Annotated in this window: 19 protein-coding genes; 10 read left to right on the top strand and 9 right to left on the bottom strand. The window is 72.1% G+C overall.

Annotated features, from left to right (window positions below; all coding sequences use genetic code 11):
- Positions 1 to 64 precede the first annotated feature (64 nt).
- The 3 genes from ACIBU0_RS01475 to ACIBU0_RS01465 are packed head-to-tail and all read left to right on the top strand — an operon-like array spanning position 65 to position 2609.
- A complete protein-coding gene (locus ACIBU0_RS01475; protein ID WP_398809919.1) occupies positions 65 to 520 on the top strand; it encodes a (2Fe-2S)-binding protein in 456 nt (151 codons plus the stop codon).
- Positions 521 to 557: 37 nt separating this feature from the next.
- The gene (locus ACIBU0_RS01470; RefSeq protein ID WP_398809916.1) at positions 558 to 1424 is read left to right on the top strand and encodes a fructosamine kinase family protein; all 867 of its coding nucleotides are present in this window, start codon (positions 558 to 560) and stop codon (positions 1422 to 1424) included.
- Between the two features lie 33 nt (positions 1425 to 1457).
- Positions 1458 to 2609, top strand: coding sequence for a low temperature requirement protein A (locus tag ACIBU0_RS01465; protein ID WP_398809913.1), 1152 nt, complete (start codon positions 1458 to 1460; stop codon positions 2607 to 2609).
- 21 nt (positions 2610 to 2630) lie between these two features.
- Here the strand turns inward: ACIBU0_RS01465 and ACIBU0_RS01460 are convergent, their stop codons facing one another.
- Both ACIBU0_RS01460 and ACIBU0_RS01455 read right to left on the bottom strand, forming a co-directional pair.
- Positions 2631 to 3497, bottom strand: a complete 867-nt coding sequence (locus ACIBU0_RS01460) for a hypothetical protein (RefSeq protein ID WP_398809910.1) — start codon at positions 3495 to 3497, stop codon at positions 2631 to 2633.
- Positions 3498 to 3585: 88 nt separating this feature from the next.
- Positions 3586 to 4422: a helix-turn-helix transcriptional regulator gene (locus ACIBU0_RS01455; RefSeq protein ID WP_398809907.1), complete on the bottom strand. Its 837-nt coding sequence runs from the start codon at positions 4420 to 4422 to the stop codon at positions 3586 to 3588.
- Positions 4423 to 4525: 103 nt separating this feature from the next.
- Between ACIBU0_RS01455 and ACIBU0_RS01450 the strand changes: the two genes are divergently transcribed.
- Positions 4526 to 5233, top strand: coding sequence for an SDR family oxidoreductase (locus tag ACIBU0_RS01450; protein ID WP_398809904.1), 708 nt, complete (start codon positions 4526 to 4528; stop codon positions 5231 to 5233).
- Between the two features lie 21 nt (positions 5234 to 5254).
- Here the strand turns inward: ACIBU0_RS01450 and ACIBU0_RS01445 are convergent, their stop codons facing one another.
- Together ACIBU0_RS01445 and ACIBU0_RS01440 are read right to left on the bottom strand one after the other, a co-directional pair.
- Positions 5255 to 6448, bottom strand: a complete 1194-nt coding sequence (locus ACIBU0_RS01445) for a CaiB/BaiF CoA transferase family protein (RefSeq protein ID WP_398809902.1) — start codon at positions 6446 to 6448, stop codon at positions 5255 to 5257.
- Between the two features lie 47 nt (positions 6449 to 6495).
- Positions 6496 to 6954 (bottom strand): MarR family winged helix-turn-helix transcriptional regulator, encoded by a 459-nt coding sequence (locus tag ACIBU0_RS01440; protein WP_398809899.1) that lies wholly within the window; start codon positions 6952 to 6954, stop codon positions 6496 to 6498.
- Between the two features lie 148 nt (positions 6955 to 7102).
- On the opposite strand from ACIBU0_RS01440, the gene ACIBU0_RS01435 reads away from it, so the two are divergent.
- A complete protein-coding gene (locus ACIBU0_RS01435) occupies positions 7103 to 7456 on the top strand; it encodes a hypothetical protein (RefSeq protein ID WP_398809896.1) in 354 nt (117 codons plus the stop codon).
- 30 nt (positions 7457 to 7486) lie between these two features.
- On the opposite strand, the gene ACIBU0_RS01430 is transcribed toward ACIBU0_RS01435, so the two are convergent.
- Both ACIBU0_RS01430 and ACIBU0_RS01425 read right to left on the bottom strand, forming a co-directional pair.
- On the bottom strand, positions 7487 to 8479 hold the full coding sequence (locus ACIBU0_RS01430) for a helix-turn-helix domain-containing protein (RefSeq protein WP_398809893.1): 993 nt from the start codon (positions 8477 to 8479) through the stop codon (positions 7487 to 7489).
- Between the two features lie 209 nt (positions 8480 to 8688).
- Positions 8689 to 9663, bottom strand: a complete 975-nt coding sequence (locus ACIBU0_RS01425) for an alpha/beta hydrolase (RefSeq protein WP_398809890.1) — start codon at positions 9661 to 9663, stop codon at positions 8689 to 8691.
- Positions 9664 to 9896: 233 nt separating this feature from the next.
- Here ACIBU0_RS01425 and ACIBU0_RS01420 point away from each other — a divergent pair, with 233 nt between their 5' ends.
- Positions 9897 to 10892, top strand: coding sequence for a TerC/Alx family metal homeostasis membrane protein (locus ACIBU0_RS01420; RefSeq protein ID WP_398809887.1), 996 nt, complete (start codon positions 9897 to 9899; stop codon positions 10890 to 10892).
- Here the strand turns inward: ACIBU0_RS01420 and ACIBU0_RS01415 are convergent.
- Positions 10777 to 12036 carry an MFS transporter gene (locus ACIBU0_RS01415; protein WP_398809884.1) on the bottom strand — a complete coding sequence of 420 codons (1260 nt, stop codon included), beginning with the start codon at positions 12034 to 12036 and terminating at the stop codon, positions 10777 to 10779. The genes ACIBU0_RS01420 and ACIBU0_RS01415 overlap by 116 nt on opposite strands.
- A 56-nt stretch (positions 12037 to 12092) precedes the next feature.
- Between ACIBU0_RS01415 and ACIBU0_RS01410 the strand changes: the two genes are divergently transcribed.
- Together ACIBU0_RS01410 and ACIBU0_RS01405 are read left to right on the top strand one after the other, a co-directional pair.
- Positions 12093 to 13073 carry an ArsR/SmtB family transcription factor gene (locus ACIBU0_RS01410; protein WP_398809881.1) on the top strand — a complete coding sequence of 327 codons (981 nt, stop codon included), beginning with the start codon at positions 12093 to 12095 and terminating at the stop codon, positions 13071 to 13073.
- Positions 13074 to 13141: 68 nt separating this feature from the next.
- The gene (locus ACIBU0_RS01405) at positions 13142 to 14023 is read left to right on the top strand and encodes an LLM class F420-dependent oxidoreductase (RefSeq protein WP_398809879.1); all 882 of its coding nucleotides are present in this window, start codon (positions 13142 to 13144) and stop codon (positions 14021 to 14023) included.
- Here the strand turns inward: ACIBU0_RS01405 and ACIBU0_RS01400 are convergent.
- On the bottom strand, positions 13999 to 14217 hold the full coding sequence (locus ACIBU0_RS01400; protein ID WP_398809877.1) for a hypothetical protein: 219 nt from the start codon (positions 14215 to 14217) through the stop codon (positions 13999 to 14001). The genes ACIBU0_RS01405 and ACIBU0_RS01400 overlap by 25 nt on opposite strands.
- Before the next feature lie 114 nt (positions 14218 to 14331).
- Between ACIBU0_RS01400 and ACIBU0_RS01395 the strand changes: the two genes are divergently transcribed.
- Complete coding sequence (locus tag ACIBU0_RS01395; protein WP_398811715.1) at positions 14332 to 15237, top strand: LysR family transcriptional regulator; 906 nt, start codon at positions 14332 to 14334, stop codon at positions 15235 to 15237.
- A gap of 63 nt (positions 15238 to 15300) precedes the next feature.
- On the opposite strand, the gene ACIBU0_RS01390 is transcribed toward ACIBU0_RS01395, so the two are convergent.
- Positions 15301 to 15864: an NAD(P)H-dependent oxidoreductase gene (locus ACIBU0_RS01390; RefSeq protein ID WP_398809874.1), complete on the bottom strand. Its 564-nt coding sequence runs from the start codon at positions 15862 to 15864 to the stop codon at positions 15301 to 15303.
- 98 nt (positions 15865 to 15962) lie between these two features.
- Here ACIBU0_RS01390 and ACIBU0_RS01385 point away from each other — a divergent pair, with 98 nt between their 5' ends.
- Complete coding sequence (locus ACIBU0_RS01385) at positions 15963 to 16637, top strand: TetR/AcrR family transcriptional regulator (RefSeq protein WP_398809871.1); 675 nt, start codon at positions 15963 to 15965, stop codon at positions 16635 to 16637.
- Positions 16638 to 16687: the final 50 nt, after the last annotated feature.

The raw sequence follows: 16687 nt of genomic DNA, 5'->3' as shown, positions 1-16687 counted from the left end.
AGGCTTTCCGACCCCCGATCAAGCCCCGGAACGACCGACTTGATCGACGCCCGAGAAGGTACCGATGCCCTCTTACTCCTTCACCCTCAACGGGAAGCACGTCACCGTCGAGGCACCGGCCGACATGCCCCTGCTGTGGGTGCTGCGCGATCTGCTGAACGTCACCGGCCCCAAGTACGGCTGCGGCGTCGGCGCCTGCCGCGCCTGCACCAGCCACCTCGACGGCGACGAGATCCAGCCCTGCGTCGTCCCGGTCGCCGATTGCGCCGGCCGCGAGGTCACCACCATCGAGGGCCTGGCCGACGGCGACAGACTGCACCCCGTGCAACAGGCCTGGCTGGACTGCGACGTCGCCCAGTGCGGCTTCTGCCAGCCGGGCCAGATCATGGCCACGGCCGCCCTCCTGAAGAAGACGCCCCGGCCCACGGACGCCGACATCGACCGGATCGAGAACGTCTGCCGCTGCGGCACCTACACCCGGATCCGCGAGGCGATCAAGAAGGCCGCCGCCGGCAGCTGACTTCGGTACCGCCGAGCACGGCCCTACCCTGAGGGCCGTGCACAACTCCTTCGAGGGCCCGGGCGCGACGGCGGCGCGGTTCACCGGGCTGGCCGTGACGGGCGAGCGACGGCTCTCCGGGACGCTCTGCGAAGTCACCCTGGGCGGTGGCCGGGTGGTGATGGTCAAGCGCGCCGACGGGGAGGGCGCCGCCCGGGCCGAGGCGGCAGGACTGCGCTGGCTGGCCGACGCCGGCACCGTCCGTATCCCCGCCGTGCACGGCCACGACGAGCGGTGGCTGGTCACCGACCGGGTTGCGGCCGGCCGGCCGAGTGCCGGGGCGGCGCAGCGGCTGGGCCGCGAACTGGCCGCCCTGCACGCGGCCGGCGCACCCGCCTTCGGCGCCCCACCGCCCGGCGGTCCCGAGGACGCCTACATCGGGCTCGCCCCCATGCGCAATGTCACCGGCCCCGACTGGCCCGGCTGGTACGCCGAGCACCGCGTGCTGCCGTATCTGCGGCGCGCGGTCGACGACGGCACGCTCCGCGGCTCTGAGGCGCCGGTCATCGAGCAGGTGTGCGAGCGTCTGCCTGAACTGGCGGGCCCGGCCGAGCCGCCCGCCCGGCTGCACGGCGACCTCTGGAACGGCAACGTCCTGTGGGGCGCCGACGGACACGTCTGGCTGATCGACCCCGCCGCGCACGGCGGCCACCGCGAGACCGACCTGGCCATGCTCCACCTCTTCGGCTGCCCCCACCTGGACCGCATCCTCGACGGTTACCAGCAGGCCGCGCCCCTCGCCGACGGCTGGACCGACCGCATCGGCCTCCACCAGCTGTTCCCCCTCCTGGTACACGCCGTCCTGTTCGGCCGCAGCTACGCTGAACAGGCCCTTGCGGCGGCCAGCGCGGCCTCGACGAGGTGACCCGCCCGTTCCGACGAGGAGAAGCGACCAGCCATGAGACGGCACGGACGGACCGGGGCCGCCCCCACGCGCCGGCGGCTCTGGCTCTCGGAGAGCAGCCGCGGCCGGGTGACACCCGCGGAGCTCTTCTTCGACCTCGTGTTCGTCTTCGTCGTCACGCAGGTGACGCACGCGGTCGAGACGCACCCCGGCTGGGAGGGCCTCCTCAAGGCGCTGTTCCCGCTGGTCGTCGTGTGGTGGATGTTCAGCGGGTTCGGGTGGCTGACCAACGCCGTGCGCCCGGACGCCGTACCGGTGCGGCTGCTGCTGACGCTCGCCATGATGTGCTTCTTCATCATGGGCCTCGACGTGCCGTACGCCTTCGAGCCCGACGGCTGGGCCTTCCCGCTCGCCTATCTGGCCGTCGTCGCCATCCACGGCCTCGTCTATCTCACGGCCGACGCCCCCTCGGCCCGACAGGCCATCCTCCGCAACATGCCGTTCAACGCGGCGGCCGGTGTCCTCGTCCTCGTGGCCCCGCATGTGCCGGACGCGTGGGGCTGGGTGTGCTGGGCCGCCGCCGTGCCCCTCCTCTACCTCTCGCCCTTCCTGGGCCGCATCCGCGGCTTCGTCATCGAACCCCACCACTTCGTGGAGCGCCACGCGCTGCTCCTCATCGTCGCACTGGGCGAGTCGGTGGTGGCCATCGGGATCGGCGCCGAGAGTTCGGAGAGCCACGCGGTGGACGCCTCCTTGGCGTTCGGTGTCGTGCTGGGCATCGCCGTGGCGACGGGACTGTGGTGGGTGTACTTCGACGGCGACGAGTCGCGGGCCGAGGCGGAGTTCGAGAAGGCGACCGAACGGCGGCGTCAGATGCTCGCCTACTACGCGTTCACCGGCGCCCATCTCGTGATGATCACGGGCGTCGTCCTGGTCGCCGCCGGCATCACCGACGCCATCCACCACCTCGGCGGCCACACGAACCGGTGGTGGCTGGGCTGCGGCACCGCCGTCTTCCTGCTCGGGCACGCGCTGTACCGGGGACTGCTGAACAGCGGGCGGACCGGGGATCGGCTGGTCGGCGCGGGGTGCGCGGTGCCGCTGGGGGTCGCGGCGGCGTTCGCCGGCTGGTTCGCCATGGTCGCGGTCGTGGCGGTCCTGGCGACCGTGGCGGCCGTCGACCACCGGCGGGCACTGCGCACTTGACGGCCCTTCAGCTTCTGCGACTCACTCGGCGCCGTGCACAGGGCGACCGGTGAACGCATCCAGCAGGATCCGGTCGCCGAGCGGGCGGTCCAGTTCGACCGTCACTTTCTCGGCGAGCAGGTTGGCCGTGCAGGGACCGTCGTTCGAGCCGCGGATGTAGCCGGACAGCACCACGCTGCCGTCCGTCTCCAGCACGTCCACGCCGGGACCGTCGTCGCAGGCGCCGTGGTGGGCCTGCAGGGTGACCGACCGGCCGTCGTCGGCCACGTCGACCAGCGGGCCGAGGTCCCACAGATCGTCGGTGGGGGTGTCCCGGGCCGGGCCGATCGGAGACTTGGGGGCTTTCGACGGGATGAGGGCGACGCGTTTGAGCGGCGTGTCGTATCCCTTCAGGGTGAACAGCCAGGCCGGGACGGTGGCCGGGCCGCGGCTGGTGGCCAGCGTCGTCTCGCCCAGCTTCGCCCCGGTCACGGTGAGATGCGGCCCGTGGCCGCCGTCGTGCCCCAGCCCGTCGTACGCCTCCTTCGCCCCCATGAGCGGCAGGGTGAGTGAGCCGCCGTCCCGCCAGGTCACCTTCCCGTCCTTCCGCGGGGTGTCGGGGAGGTCGCCGCGCAGCACGAAGTTCTCGGTCAGATAGGCCTCCTTGTCCGCCTCGTTGTGGAAGGCGTCCTCGGGCAGCTGGACGGCGTCCGCCATCGGGTAGTAGCCCGTGCGCCAGATCTCGGCGGCCCGTGAACCGTCCCAGGCCTTGGCCACCTTCAGGGCGCGGGGCCTGGTGTCGGGCGCCGGTTCGGTTCCGCCCGAGTCGGCGGCGCCGGCGCCGCATCCGGCGGCGAGCAGGCCCAGGGCGGTGAGCAACTGGACGGTACGTGAGGTGGTGGTACGCATGGATCCCCCGAACGGACGGCGATGGGCGTGGCAGGGACGGTGCCGGACCGTCCCGGACTGTGACGCACGCAGGGCCCGCCGCGTTCGGTCAGACCAGTGACTGGGCGCCGAGGACCGCGAGAAGCTCGAGTTTCTCGGCGGCCTCGGTGCCGGGCTCGGCCGAGTACACGAGGATGTGCAGGTCGTTTCCCTCGACGCGCAGCAGGTCGCAGTCCAGGGTCAGCAGACCCACCTGCGGATGCTCGATCGTCTTGCGGGAGGCCTCCAGTCGGCCCACGACGCCTGCGTCCCACAGCTCCGCGAACCGCTCACTGCCCGCGCGCAACTCACCGATCAGACGGCGCAGTTGACGGTCGGCGGGATACCTGGCGGCGGTCGCCCGCAGCTCGGAGACCATGCCGATCTCGAAAGCGCGCCGTTCTTCGGGTGTGTGCCGGACACGGGTCGGCGCGCCGAGGAAGGTGCGCCAAGCCCCGTTGCGCTCGAAGCCACGCAGGCCGTGGGGGTCACCCATCAGCGCCGCGTACATCGGGTTGACCAGCAGCACGGTGAGCGCCGCGTCGGTGACGGCGACGGGTGTGTCCACCAGCCGGTCCAGCAGCCGCTGGACACTGGGGGTGATGTACGCGGGGACGGTCTGAGGGCCGGGCGGCGCAAGCCCGGCGAGCCGGAACAGATAGGCCCGCTCGTCCTCCGACAGCCGCAGCGCCCGGGCCAGGGCCTCGACGACCTGCCCGGAGGGGCCGGTCGCCCGGCCCTGTTCGAGGCGGGTGACGTAGTCGGCCGATATCCCCGCCAGCAGGGCCAGCTCCTCGCGCCGGAGCCCGGCCGCACGCCGCTGTCCGCCGACGGGCAGCCCGACGGTCTGCGGGGTGACCCGGTCGCGCCAGCGGCGCAGCGCGCGTCCCAGTTCCGTCGCCGTCATGCCCTCCAGTGAACACCGCCTTCGCCGACTGTGCCTGGTACTGCGAGTCCCAGGAAGAAGGGACTCCTGGCTGCCCGGCCCGCCGCGCAGCACGGTGGAGGGCATGACGACAACACTGATCACCGGAGCCAACAAGGGGCTGGGCTTCGAGTCCGCCCGCCGGCTCGTCGCGGCGGGCCACACCGTCTACATCGGTGCCCGGGACGCCGAGCGCGGTCGCCGCGCCGCCGAACAGATCGGAGCCCGGTCCGTGCAACTCGACGTCACCGACGACGCCTCCGTCCAGGCCGCCGCGAAGACCATCGGGGCCGACGGCGGGCTCGACGTACTGGTCAACAACGCGGGCATCGAAGTGCGGGCCGAGGACAACAGCATCCCCACCGCCGGGGACACCACCGCTGACGAGATGCGAACGGTGTTCGATACCAATGTGTTCGGCGTCGTCCGTGTCACCCACGCCTTCCTGCCGCTGCTCCAGCGGTCCGCGGCCCCCGTCGTGGTGAACGTGAGCAGCGGCCTGGCCTCGCTGACCGGGCTGTCCTCCCCGGACTCGCCGGCGCACTTCTACCAGGCCGTCGCATACCCGAGCTCCAAGACCGCGGTCAACATGATCACGGTGCAGTACGCGAAGGCGTTCCCGGACATGCGGATCAACGCGGTCGAACCGGGCTTCACCGCCACCGACCTGAACGGGCGCACCGGCACGCAGACCGTCGAGGAGGGCGCCGAGATCATCGTGCGCATGGCGCAGCTCGGTCCCGACGGCCCGACCGGAGGCTACTTCGACGTCAACGGGCCGCTGCCCTGGTGACGCTGATGCACGCCCGCCCCCTCAGATGACGGCGTCCGCGCGCAGGGCCTCGATCTCCTCGCCCGTGCGCCCGAGTTCGGCGAGGATCGCCTCGGTGTGCTCGCCCACCTCCGGCACCGGGTCCATGCGCGCGGGCAGTCCCGCGAGGTCGGTCGGCGGGAGCAGGGCCTGCACCGTGGTGCCGCCGGGGATCGCGACGTCCTGCCAGCGGCCGCGGGCGGCCAGCACGGGGTGGTCCAGGAACGCGGCGACGTCGTTGACCCCGGCGCAGGCGATCTTGATGGACTCCAGGTCCTTGAGGACCTCCTCGGCGTCGGAGCGGGCGCAGCGCTCGGCGACGACGGCGTTCACCTCGTCGCGGTGGGCCACGCGGGCCGAGCTCGTGGCGAAGCGCGGGTCGTCGGTCAGTTCCGGCCGGCCCAGGAACTCGGCGCACAGCACGGCCCACTCGCGCTCGTTCTGGATGGAGAACAGCACCTGGCGGCCGTCGGCGGCGGTGTAGGCGCCGTACGGAGCGAGGGTGGGGTGCTGGGTGCCCAGGCGGGCGGGCTGGGCGCCGCCGTACTGCGTGTAGTAGGCGGGCTGGCCCATCCACTCCGCCAGTGCCTCGAACAGGGAGATCTCCACCGGGTGGGCCGTTCCGGTGGTGGCGCGGGTGTACAGGGCGGTGAGGATGCCGCTGTACGCGTACATCCCGGCCGCGATGTCGGCGACGGAGATGCCGACCCGTGCGCTCTCCTCGGGGGTCCCGGTCAGCGACACGAGGCCTGTCTGGCACTGCACCAGCAGGTCGTACGACTTCCGGTCGGCCCATGGCCCGGACGTGCCGTACCCGGAGATCGTGCACGGGATCAGCCGCGGCCACCGCTCGCGGAGCGCCTCGGCACCGAGGCCGAGGCGGTCGGCGGCGCCGGGCGCCAGGTTCTGGACGAACACATCCGCGCCGTCGAGGAGTTGGTGCAGGATCGCACGGCCTTCAGGGGCCTTGAGATCCAGGGTGAGGGATTCCTTGGACCGGTTGAGCCAGACGAAATAGCTGGACTGCCCGTGCACGGTCGTGTCGTACCGGCGCGCGAAGTCTCCGTCCCCGGGCCGCTCGACCTTGATCACCCGCGCGCCGAGGTCGGCGAGCTGCCGGGTGGCATAGGGGGCGGCCACGGCCTGTTCCAGGCTGACCACGGTGATGCCGGACAAGGGGAGATGCGGCGCGCTCATGCGGGCCATTAGTACGTGCCTGTTCGAGGGTCCGTCAACGGGCGGTCTCAGGCGGGGACGCGGAGCGTCTCCACCGCCCGGACCAGCGGGGCCAGTTCCGGATTCTTCGCGGCCTCGTCGAGGGCCTCGCGCAACGCCGCCTGGTTGGTGGGGCGGGCTTCCTCGAGGAGTTCGAGGCCGGCGTCGGTGACGTCGGTGTAGATGCCGCGGCGGTCGGTGGGGCAGAGGTAGCGGGAGAGCAGGCCGCGGTCCTCCAGGCGGGTGACGAGGCGGGTGGTGGCGCTCTGGCTGAGGACGACCGCGTCGGCGACCTGCTTCATCTGCAGATGGCCGCCTTCGCCGCTGTGCTGGCGGCTGAGCACGTCGAGCAGGGAGTACTCGCGCACGCTGAGGTCGTGCCCGGCCTGCAGCGCGCGCTCGATGTGCGCCTCGATCCTCCCGTGCAGCAGGGAAAGGGCGCACCAGCCCTGGGCGAGAGCGGTGAGCGCGGGGTCCGTGGCGGTCATGGCGCCGATGTCCTCCGATCACGAGGTGAAGAACATCAAGGATATGGCATCAGCGAAATTGCCAGCGAGAGCATGTAGACCGCGCCTGCAAGCAGTGTGATCAGAAAACTTCAGGGTGGCCGGCAACGGTGCCGGTATCGTCAGGTCCATGATCAACCAGCCCCCGACCACCACCCTGTGGCGACCCACCGGCCCCAAGGAGCTGGACCTCGTCCGCGAGCTCGACTGGCACGCCTGGCCGCCGAGGCTGCCCGAGCAGCCGATCTTCTACCCGGTGCTCAACGAGGACTACGCGGTGAAGATCGCCCGGGACTGGAACGTCAAGCACGACGGCGCCGGGTTCGTGACCCGGTTCGAGGTCGACTCGGAGTTCCTGAGCCGCTATCCCGTGCAGCAGGCGGGCGGCGAGACGATTCTCGAGCTCTGGGTACCCGCCGAGGAGCTCGACGAGTTCAACGCCCACATCGTCGGCACCATCGAGGTCGTACACGAGTTCCGCTGACCGCGGCGGCCCCCATCTCCGGGGTCGTCTTCAGGGTCGCGCCAGGTGCCGCATCGTCAGCGCCACGCCCAGCCTGAACCTCCCCTGCGGAGTCCGCAGCGGCCAGCCCAGCAGGTGCTCGGCGTGCGTCAGCCGTTCCTGGAGCGTGGAGTGGTGGACGTTGATCTCGGCCGCCGCCGACCGCAGGCTCACCGTCGAGGCGACGGCGTGCAACGTGGCGAGCAGCCAGGGCGCTGCCGCCGCTGCCGCCTCCAGCGCCTGGACGTCGGGCGGCGGGTCGGCGCCGGGTACGACGAGGTCGGCGAGGAGGGCGATGCCGCCGAGGTCGTCGGCGTGGACGACGCCGGGACCGGGGTCCTGAGCGGTCCCCTCGGCCGTGAACCGGAGCGCGGTGCGGGCCAGCGACCAGGAGCGCGGCAGGTCGAGCACCGGGACGGCGGGGCCCACGCCCACGCGGCCCGCGGGCGGCTCGGCGTCCGGATGCGCGGGGACCACGCGGGGCCGGCCGTCCAGCGGGGCGAGGACGCGGGCCGGTGCGGCGGGGTCGAGGCCCAGCCGGCGGGCCGCGTGCAGCCGCGCCGCCTCCGGCGCCGTGCCGTCGAGGACGGTCTCGACCAGCGCCGGATCATCGGCCGGCGCCCGCCCACGCGTCCGGTCGAGCACGAGCCGTACGGCACCGGCGGCCCGCTCCAGAATCACCGCGTCGACGACACTGGGCTCCGCCGCCCCGGCCCGCTCCAGCCACAGCGCCGGAGCGCCGCCCGGCGTCAGCGCGGCGGACGGCCAGGCGGCATCCGGCGGCCCCTCGCTGTCCCGGCGCGTCCCGTCCGCCTCGACCCGCACCTGCACCCGCCGGTCCACGTCCACCAGCCGGGCCGGCACCCCGGCCAGCACGGCGGCCCCGCGCACGAGCGCCTCCAGCCCGGCCCGCGACTCGGCGAGCCGATCGAAGTAGGCGATGACGCGAACGGCGGCCCCGGCGTCCGGATCCACCGCGGTCAGACGTCCAGCCAGCTCTTTCATGGGCCCATGGTGCGGTATCAGGTCAAGAGATGGGGAGCTCTCGTATGGCCGGTGCCATCGACGCACACGCGCTTTGGAACGGCGGCGGACTCGGCAGACCCAAGGGGCGCGGGGCTGTATGAATGTGCGGCTCCGCCGCGTGGGCGCGACCAGCCCCCCACAACCCGCATCCGCACAGTCACAGACCCCGGCAGACGAATAGGCGGATTTCACTCACTCAACAGCCTCTTCAGCCAAGCCAGCTGCGCACCCCGGCACGCCTGCGACAACGCCGCCTGAGGCGCGAACCCGTCGAACCCGTGGAACCCACCGGGCCACACATGCAGCTCGGCCACCCCACCGGCCTGCCAGATCCGCGACGCATAGGCGACGACCTCGTCGCGGAAGCTCTCCGCGGAACCGACGTCCAGGAAAGCGGGAGGCAGCCCCGACAGATCCTCGGCACGGGCAGGCGCCGCATACGCGGGCACGTCCGGACCGCCCCGGCGCTCACCGAGCAGCGCCGTCCACCCGGTCTCGTTGGCCGTACGGTCCCAGACACCGAGCCCCGCCATCTGATGCACGGACGGCGTGTCATTGCGGTCGTCCAGCATCGGACACATCAACAGCTGCCCGACCAGCTCCGGCCCGCTGCGGTCCCGCGCGAGCAGAGCCAGCGCCGCCGACAGCCCGCCGCCGGCGCTCGCACCGGCGACAACGATCCGCTGCGGGTCACCACCCAGCTCGGCGGCGTGCTTCGCGGTCCACTCCAGGCCGGCGTACACGTCCTCGATCTGTGCCGGGTACGGGTGCTCGGGCGCGAGACGGTACTCCACGGAGACCACCACCGAGTCCAGCTCCTTCGCCCAGGCCAGGGCGGCGTCGACGCCGACGCGGTTGTTGCCGAGGACCATGCCGCCGCCGTGCACGTGGTAGATCACGGGTCGTGGACCCGCCTCGGACGGGGCGGCCGGCCGGCAGATCAGCAGGGAGATCTCGGGCGCGCCCTCGGGGCCCGGCACTGCCCGGTCCTCGACCTCGAAGAAGCCGCCCATGGTCAGGTCCAGTTCGGCGAGCATCTGGATTCCGGCACCCTCACGGATCCCGGGTATCTCGTCCATCGTCATGCCGGGCGAGACCACCTCCTTGATGAGCTCCAGGGCGGCGGCGAGCTCGGGGTCGAACGGGGGCGGGACCTGGGTCATGGCTGCTCCTCACACGGGGGCACCAGCGTGCCCGGCGGCTCTGAGGTCATGATCCGTGACCCGGACCGTCCCGCAGGGCCGCCGATCGGCGGAACCTGCCCGCCGTACGGCGGGTGGCACCCCCGTGGCCCGCAGCTTGCCAGGACATGACCGGTTGTTCACCTGTCGGGGGTGGAAGTCGCCACCAGCGCCGACAACGCTGTCAAGGCCCCACATGCACCAGGAGTCATCCCGTGAACGTCTCCCTCTCCGTCTGGCTGCTGACCGTCGTGGCCCTGTGCGCACTCGTCGCCGTGGACTTCTTCATCGGTCGCAAACCCCACGACGTGTCCCTCAGAGAAGCGGCAACGTGGACGGTCGTCTGGATCGTCCTGGCCTGTCTGTTCGGACTCGGCCTGTTCTGTTTCGGCGGCGGCCGGCCCACCGGGGAGTTCTTCGCCGGGTACGTCACCGAGAAGTCGCTCAGTGTCGACAACCTCTTCGTCTTCGTCCTGATCATGGCGAAGTTCGCGGTGCCCTCGCAGTACCAGCAGCGCGTCCTGATGGTCGGCGTGATCACGGCCCTGGTGCTGCGCGGGGGCTTCATCGCGGCCGGTGCGGCGATCATCTCCGCGTTCTCCTGGGTGTTCTACCTCTTCGGCGCCTTTCTGATCTGGACCGCCTGGAAGCTGGTCGAGGACGCCCGCAAGGAGGAGCACGAGGAGGAGTACCAGGAGAACAAGCTGCTGAAGCTGGCGGAGGACCGCTTCGGCGTGGCCGACCGCTACCACGGCACCAGGCTGTTCGTCACCGAGCACGGCAAGCGGATCATGACGCCGATGCTGGTCGTGATGCTGGCGATCGGCTCCACGGACGTCCTGTTCGCGCTCGACTCCATCCCCGCCATCTACGGGCTGACGCAGGACCCGTACATCGTCTTCACCGCGAACGCCTTCGCGCTGATGGGCCTCAGGCAGCTGTACTTCCTGATCGGCGGCCTGCTGAAGAAGCTGGTCCACCTCAGCTACGGCCTGTCGGTCATCCTCGGCTTCATCGGCGTGAAGCTCATGCTGCACGCGCTGCACGAGTCCGGCGTCCACGTCCCCGAGATCGGCATCCCCTTCTCGCTCGGCTTCATCGTGCTCGTGCTGGCGGTGACGACGGTGACCAGCCTGCGGGCCTCGAAGAAGCAGGAGCGGGCAGCGGCGCGGCGCGTCGCAACAGATGCCGGGTCAGCGGGGCGGCGGTGAGAGCCGCGACCAGTACGCACACGCCGGTCCAGCCGAAGCGGCCGTAGGCGCGGGCGCCCAGCCAGGAGCCGGCCGTGCCGCCGAGGTAGACGCAGGTCATGTACGCGGTGTTCAGGCGGCTGCGGACGTCCGTGCCCAGGCCGTAGATCCGCACCTGGTTGGCGACCATCCCGGACTGCATGCCGACGTCGAGCAGCGCCGTGCCGACGACCAGCGCGGCCAGCCCGGGTGCGCCGCCCAGGCCACCGAACGCCAGCACCGCCGCCGAGACGCCGACCACGAGGAAGCAGACGAGGTTGACCGGGTCCGGACCCCGGCGGTCCACCAGCCGCCCGGCGAGCGGCGTGCACACCATCGTCGCCGCGTTGACCAGGGCCAGCAGCCCGGCCGCCCTCGCGCTCATGCCGTACGCCGGCCCCGTCAGCAGCAGCGCCACGGCGGTCCACACCGCACAGAACCCGGCGAACGCCGTGGCCTGGTACAGACACGAGCGGCGCAGCTCCGGCTCGGTGCGCAGCAACCGCAGGGGCGCGGCGAGCAGCGCCGGGTAGGGCGGGCAGGGCGGCACGGCGGCCGGCGGCAGCGGGGGCAGCATGCGGGCCAGCAGGGCGGCGACCGCGAGGGACAGCGCGCCGGCGACGACGTACGGCGCCCGCCAGCCCAGCCACTCGCCGAGGGCACCGCCTACGGCCCGGGACAGCAGCATGCCGGCGAGACAGCCGCTGAGCAGGGTGCCGCCGACGACTCCGCGCCGCTCGGCGGGCACCAGACCGGCCGCCAGCGGACCGGCGAGCGGGGCGATCACCGTCGCCGCGCCGACCAGCGCGCTCGCGGCGACGAGCGGCAGCAGCGACTGCGCGGTGCTCGCGGCGAGCAGGCCGAGGCCGGTCAGGGTGAGCAGCGTGACGAGCAGCCGACGGGGCCGCAGCCGGTCGCCGAGGGGGACGAGCAGGAAGATGCCGGCCGCGTAGCCGAACTGGGTCGCGGTGATCACCGTGGCGGCGGCGTCGGATGCGACGCCCAGCCCCGAGGTCACCAACGGGCCGATCGCCTGGGGGAAGTAGACATTGCCCACGGCGACACCGCACGCGAAGGCGAGCAGAGCGATCGCCGAGGTACCCTGCCGGGGCTCGTGATCCGTCATGGACCGAAGTCCAGTGCAGCGGCGGGCCGTTGCCAAACCATGTAGCCGGAGGCTTAATGATCAGCTTCCTGCTCGACGTCGACGACCTCGCGGACACCCGGTTCGCGATCTCGCCGTTGCGCGAGGTCATGGGCAGCCTGCGAGCCCTGCGCGCGCCCGGCCTCTACCCCCTGCACACCCACTGGCGCCGCTCGGTCCTCGACCGGCTCGATCCCGCCGACGCCCGCCTGCTGGGCTCGCTGGTGGCCGAGAGCCTGACCCTGCCCGACTTCCTGACCCCACGCCCGACGACGTTCGCGCCCGCGCTGGAGGACCAGCTCGCCGTGGTCCGCGCGACGCCACCGGATCTCGTACGACGTGACCTGTTCGCGACCCATGCGCCGCGCCCCCTCCCGGACGTCCTGCGGCAGATCACCGCACCCGGCGACGCCCCCGTGGCGGAGCTGCTGGAGGAGCTGTGCGAACTCCTCCTGCGCTACTGGGAGTTGGCCATGGCCCCGGACTGGCCGCGGATGCGGCTGGTGCTGGAGGCCGACATCACCCACCGCGCCCGGCAGCTGGCCATGGGCGGCGCCCAGCTGCTCTTCTCCGACCTGCACCGCAATGTGCGCTGGCGCGAGGGCGTCCTGCGCATCGACCGGATGATCGGCCGGCACGCGGTGGACGGATCCGGGCGTGGGCTGCGCCTCGTGCCGTCTCTGTTCGCGCACAAGCCAGCACCCCCGCTCAGCGCCGACGAACCGCCGATGCTGGCCTACCCCGGCAGGGGAGCGGCGACCCTGTGGGAACCGCGGCCCGAGCCGGACGCCTCCGCCCTCACCGCGCTCCTCGGCGCACCCCGCACCACCGTCCTGCGCCTGCTCGCCGAACCGCTCCCCACGGTCGAGCTCGCCCGCCGCCTCGGCGTGACGCCCAGCGCCGTCTCCCAGCACCTGAAGGTGCTGCACGCCACGGGACTCGTCACCCGGGCCCGCGACGGACGGCGGGTTCTCTACCGGCGCACCCCTCTGGGCGACCAACTCGCCTGTCACGCTTGACTTCGAGAGCGCTCGAAGAACTAGCGTCGTCAGGGTCGGTGAACGGTCCGGGTGAACGGAGACAGACCATGCGGGTCGGTGTGCACATCAACCGGTTCGACCCTTCCGGCGGAGGCCCCGCGCTCGGCGCCGAACTCGCCGCCGCGGGCACCGCCGCCGAGGCGGCCGGCGTGAGCTGGCTGTCGGTGATGGACCACTACTTCCAGATGGAGTTCAACGGCGGCGCCGAGGACCCCATGCTGGAGGCCTACACGACGCTCGGCTACCTCGCCGCCCACACCTCCACCGTCCGCCTCGGCGCCCTGGTGACCGGTGTGACCTACCGCCACCCCGGCCTGCTCGCCAAGATCGCCACCACGCTCGACGTGCTGTCCGGCGGCCGGGCCACCCTCGGGATCGGCGCCGCCTGGTACGACCGGGAGCACGCGGGGCTCGGCGTGCCGTTCCCGCCGGTCGCCGAGCGCTTCGAGCGCCTGGAGGAGACCCTGCGGATCTGCCTCCAGATGTGGGACCCCGAGGCCAACGGCCCCTTCGAGGGCACCCACTACCGGCTGGCCGAGACCCTGTGCGTGCCGGCGCCGGTCAGCGCCCCGCACCCCGAGATCATGATCGGCGGAGGCGGGGAGAAGAAGACGCTCCGGCTGGTGGCCCGGTACGGCGACGCGTGCAATCTGTTCACCACCTCGCCGGAGGAGGTCAGGCACAAGCTGGACGTGCTGCGCGGTCACTGCGACACCGAGGGCCGCGACTACGACGCGATCCGCAAGACCGTCGCCTACAGCGGGGACCCGGCCACCGAGGGCGACCTCGACGCGTTCACCCGGGACATCTCGGGCTACACCAAGCTCGGGATCGACACCGTGATCCTCTCCCCGCGCCTGGGTGCGACCTCCGGCTGGATGGAGACCTTCGTGGCTCCGGCCGTTCAGCGGCTGGCCGGACTCGACTGAGTCACGGGCGGACGGCTGCGGGAGACGACACGCGTCCCGCGGCCGTCGACCACCCGCATCTGCAGGGAACCGCAGCCGCAACGCGTCCACACCGTGTGACCGGCCGTCGTGCTGTGCCGGGAGAGCACCTGGAAGGGCTCGGCGCCGTCGGGCCACCCGCAGTGCGGGCAGACGATGCCGGTCGTGCTGGTCATGGCGACTCCTCGTACCTCGTGGCTGGTTGACCGTCGCGACACCACCAAGGGTGCGGTGCGCCTTCGTACACGTCCAGGTTGACTTTCTCCACGTCACCTTGAAGCGTGGACTACATGATTGACCTACGCCGACTGCACGTCCTCAGGGCGGTCGCCCACTACGGCACGGTCACCGCGGCCGCCCGCGCTCTGCACTTCACGCCGTCCGCCGCCTCCCAGCAGATCCGCCAACTGGCCCGCGATCTGGGCGTCGACCTGCTGGAGCCGCAGGGCCGCGGGGTGCGCCTGACCCCGGCCGCCGAGAGCCTGCTCGCGCACGCCGACGCGATCGCGGCGCGCTGGGAGGAGGCCGAGCTCGATCTGCGCGCCGAGTGCAGCGCCCCCGCCGGGCAGTTGCGCGTCGGCGGCTTTCCCATGGCTGTGCCGGCGCTGCTCGCGCCGATGGCCGTACGCCTGCGGGAGCGGCACCCGCGGCTGACCGTGCGGATCCGGGAGACGGGAGTGCCGGAGAGCTTCGACCTGCTCTTCGAGGGCGAGGCCGACCTGGCCGTCGTGGAGGTGACCCCGCACAACCCGCCGCTGAGCGACGCGCGCTTCGACCAGCAGCCGCTGCTGGACGACCCGTACGACCTCGTGGTCCCCGCCGATCATCCGCTGGCCGGACGTGAACGCATCGACCTTGCGGAGGCGGCGCACGAGGCCTGGATCGCGCCGGTGCCGGAGAGTCCCTGCCGCCCGCGGGTGATGTCGGCGTGCGGCGCGGCCGGCTTCACTCCCGACGTGATCCACCACGCCCTGGACTGGAACGTCATCGCCCACCTGATCGCCCACCGGCTCGGCGTCGCCCTCGTGCCGCGGCTGGCACAGCTGCCCCCGGACCTGCCGGTCACCCGCGTCCGCTGCACGGGCGACCCGCACCGCAAGCTGCTCACCTGCACCCGCCGGGGGTGCCGGGAACGCCCGGCGGTGGCGGCGGCGCTGCGGGAACTGCGGGAACTGGCGCCGACAGCGGTGGCGTAAGGCGCGCGAAGGGGGCCGGAGCGGGTCTGCTCCGGCCCCCTTCAGGACCTGTGCCGCTGCTGATCAGGCGGCGACCGGCTCGCCCGCGTGACCGTGGACGCGCGCGATGACCTCGGTCAGCTGGGCGGCGACCTCGGCGTCGTCGGCGGGGTGCGTCTCGGCGAAGCGGGTCACGGAGCCGGGGATGGACAGCTTGACGTCCTCCAGCACCTTGCCGCCCGCGATACCGACGGCCTTGCGGGTCTCGTCCTGCGCCCACACACCGCCGTACTGGCCGAAGGCGGTGCCGACGACGGCGACCGGCTTGCCGCCGAAGGCGCCGGCGCCGTACGGGCGGGACAGCCAGTCGATGGCGTTCTTCAGCACGGCCGGGATCGTGCCGTTGTACTCGGGGGAGAAGAACAGGAACGCGTCGGAGGCCCGGGCGGCCTCGCGCAGCTTGGCGGCGGCGGCCGGGACGCTGCCCTCGACGTCGATGTCCTCGTTGTAGAAGGGGATGTCGGCCAGGCCCTCGAAGAGCACGACCTCGGCGCCCTCGGGAGCGAGCTTGACGGCCGCCTCGGCCAGCTGACGGTTGTGCGAACCGGCACGAAGGCTGCCGACAAGCGCGAGGATGCGAACAGACATGCGAACTCCAAGATGCTGAAACATTGCCGTCACGATCCGGACCGGGGTCCGTTTAGTTTCTAGCACCTTAACCGGACCGCGGTCCAGTTTCATTCCCGATGCTTTACGCTGGCTTCATGTCCGCCGACCTGCCGCCCCTCCCGAAGCCTGAGGAGCCCCTCGACGCGCCCCAGTTGCTGACGGTGGGTTCCGCCGCCGACGAGCCCTGCCTGCGCGCCGACGCGGCCCGCAACCGCGCCCGGCTGCTGGAGGCCGCCACCCGGCTGATCGCTGAGCACGGCGTGGCCGGGGTGACCATGGAGGCGGTGGCCGCGGAGGCGGGCGTGGGCAAAGGGACCGTGTTCCGCCGCTTCGGCGACCGCACCGGCCTGCTGACGGCGCTGCTGGACCACTCCGCGAGGACGCTGCAGGCCGACTTCCTCGGCGGGCCGCCGCCGCTGGGCCCCGGAGCGGCGCCGGTCGAGCGGCTGCGGGCGTTCGGCGTGGCGGTGCTGTACCGCACGGCCGAGCAGCTGGACCTGCGACTGGCCGCCCAGGGGGAGCCGGCCCGCCGTTTCTCCCACCCCGCGGCGCAGGCGCTGCACACCCACGTCTCGATGCTGCTGCGGCAGATCCTGCCGGACGCCGACTGCGACCTCCTCGCCCAGACGCTGATGGCGTCTCTCGACCCGGCCCTGATCAACCACCTGACCAGGCAGTGCGGCATGCCCATGGAGCGGCTGGAGAAGGGCTGGCTCGACCTCGTCGAGCGCGTGACGCGCCCAGGGGCGTGACCGGGCGACGGTCCTGACCTGAGCACCGCTCAGAGTGTCTGCAAGGATGC

Source organism: Streptomyces sp. NPDC049627 (assembly GCF_044465645.1).
Classification (GTDB): Bacteria; Actinomycetota; Actinomycetes; order Streptomycetales; family Streptomycetaceae; genus Streptomyces.
Note: the sequence above shows the minus strand (reverse complement) of the source record. Positions and strands in the feature narration are given on the sequence as shown.

Coding starts and splice junctions, on each gene's coding strand:
- ACIBU0_RS01475 (WP_398809919.1), top strand. CDS start 65: ATGCCCTCTTACTCCTTCACCCTCAACGGGAAGCACGTCACCGTCGAG.
- ACIBU0_RS01465 (WP_398809913.1), top strand. CDS start 1,458: ATGAGACGGCACGGACGGACCGGGGCCGCCCCCACGCGCCGGCGGCTC.
- ACIBU0_RS01460 (WP_398809910.1), bottom strand. CDS start 3,497: ATGCGTACCACCACCTCACGTACCGTCCAGTTGCTCACCGCCCTGGGC.
- ACIBU0_RS01455 (WP_398809907.1), bottom strand. CDS start 4,422: ATGACGGCGACGGAACTGGGACGCGCGCTGCGCCGCTGGCGCGACCGG.
- ACIBU0_RS01450 (WP_398809904.1), top strand. CDS start 4,526: ATGACGACAACACTGATCACCGGAGCCAACAAGGGGCTGGGCTTCGAG.
- ACIBU0_RS01445 (WP_398809902.1), bottom strand. CDS start 6,448: ATGAGCGCGCCGCATCTCCCCTTGTCCGGCATCACCGTGGTCAGCCTG.
- ACIBU0_RS01440 (WP_398809899.1), bottom strand. CDS start 6,954: ATGACCGCCACGGACCCCGCGCTCACCGCTCTCGCCCAGGGCTGGTGC.
- ACIBU0_RS01435 (WP_398809896.1), top strand. CDS start 7,103: ATGATCAACCAGCCCCCGACCACCACCCTGTGGCGACCCACCGGCCCC.
- ACIBU0_RS01430 (WP_398809893.1), bottom strand. CDS start 8,479: ATGAAAGAGCTGGCTGGACGTCTGACCGCGGTGGATCCGGACGCCGGG.
- ACIBU0_RS01425 (WP_398809890.1), bottom strand. CDS start 9,663: ATGACCCAGGTCCCGCCCCCGTTCGACCCCGAGCTCGCCGCCGCCCTG.
- ACIBU0_RS01415 (WP_398809884.1), bottom strand. CDS start 12,036: ATGACGGATCACGAGCCCCGGCAGGGTACCTCGGCGATCGCTCTGCTC.
- ACIBU0_RS01410 (WP_398809881.1), top strand. CDS start 12,093: ATGATCAGCTTCCTGCTCGACGTCGACGACCTCGCGGACACCCGGTTC.
- ACIBU0_RS01405 (WP_398809879.1), top strand. CDS start 13,142: ATGCGGGTCGGTGTGCACATCAACCGGTTCGACCCTTCCGGCGGAGGC.
- ACIBU0_RS01400 (WP_398809877.1), bottom strand. CDS start 14,217: ATGACCAGCACGACCGGCATCGTCTGCCCGCACTGCGGGTGGCCCGAC.
- ACIBU0_RS01395 (WP_398811715.1), top strand. CDS start 14,332: ATGATTGACCTACGCCGACTGCACGTCCTCAGGGCGGTCGCCCACTAC.
- ACIBU0_RS01390 (WP_398809874.1), bottom strand. CDS start 15,864: ATGTCTGTTCGCATCCTCGCGCTTGTCGGCAGCCTTCGTGCCGGTTCG.
- ACIBU0_RS01385 (WP_398809871.1), top strand. CDS start 15,963: ATGCTTTACGCTGGCTTCATGTCCGCCGACCTGCCGCCCCTCCCGAAG.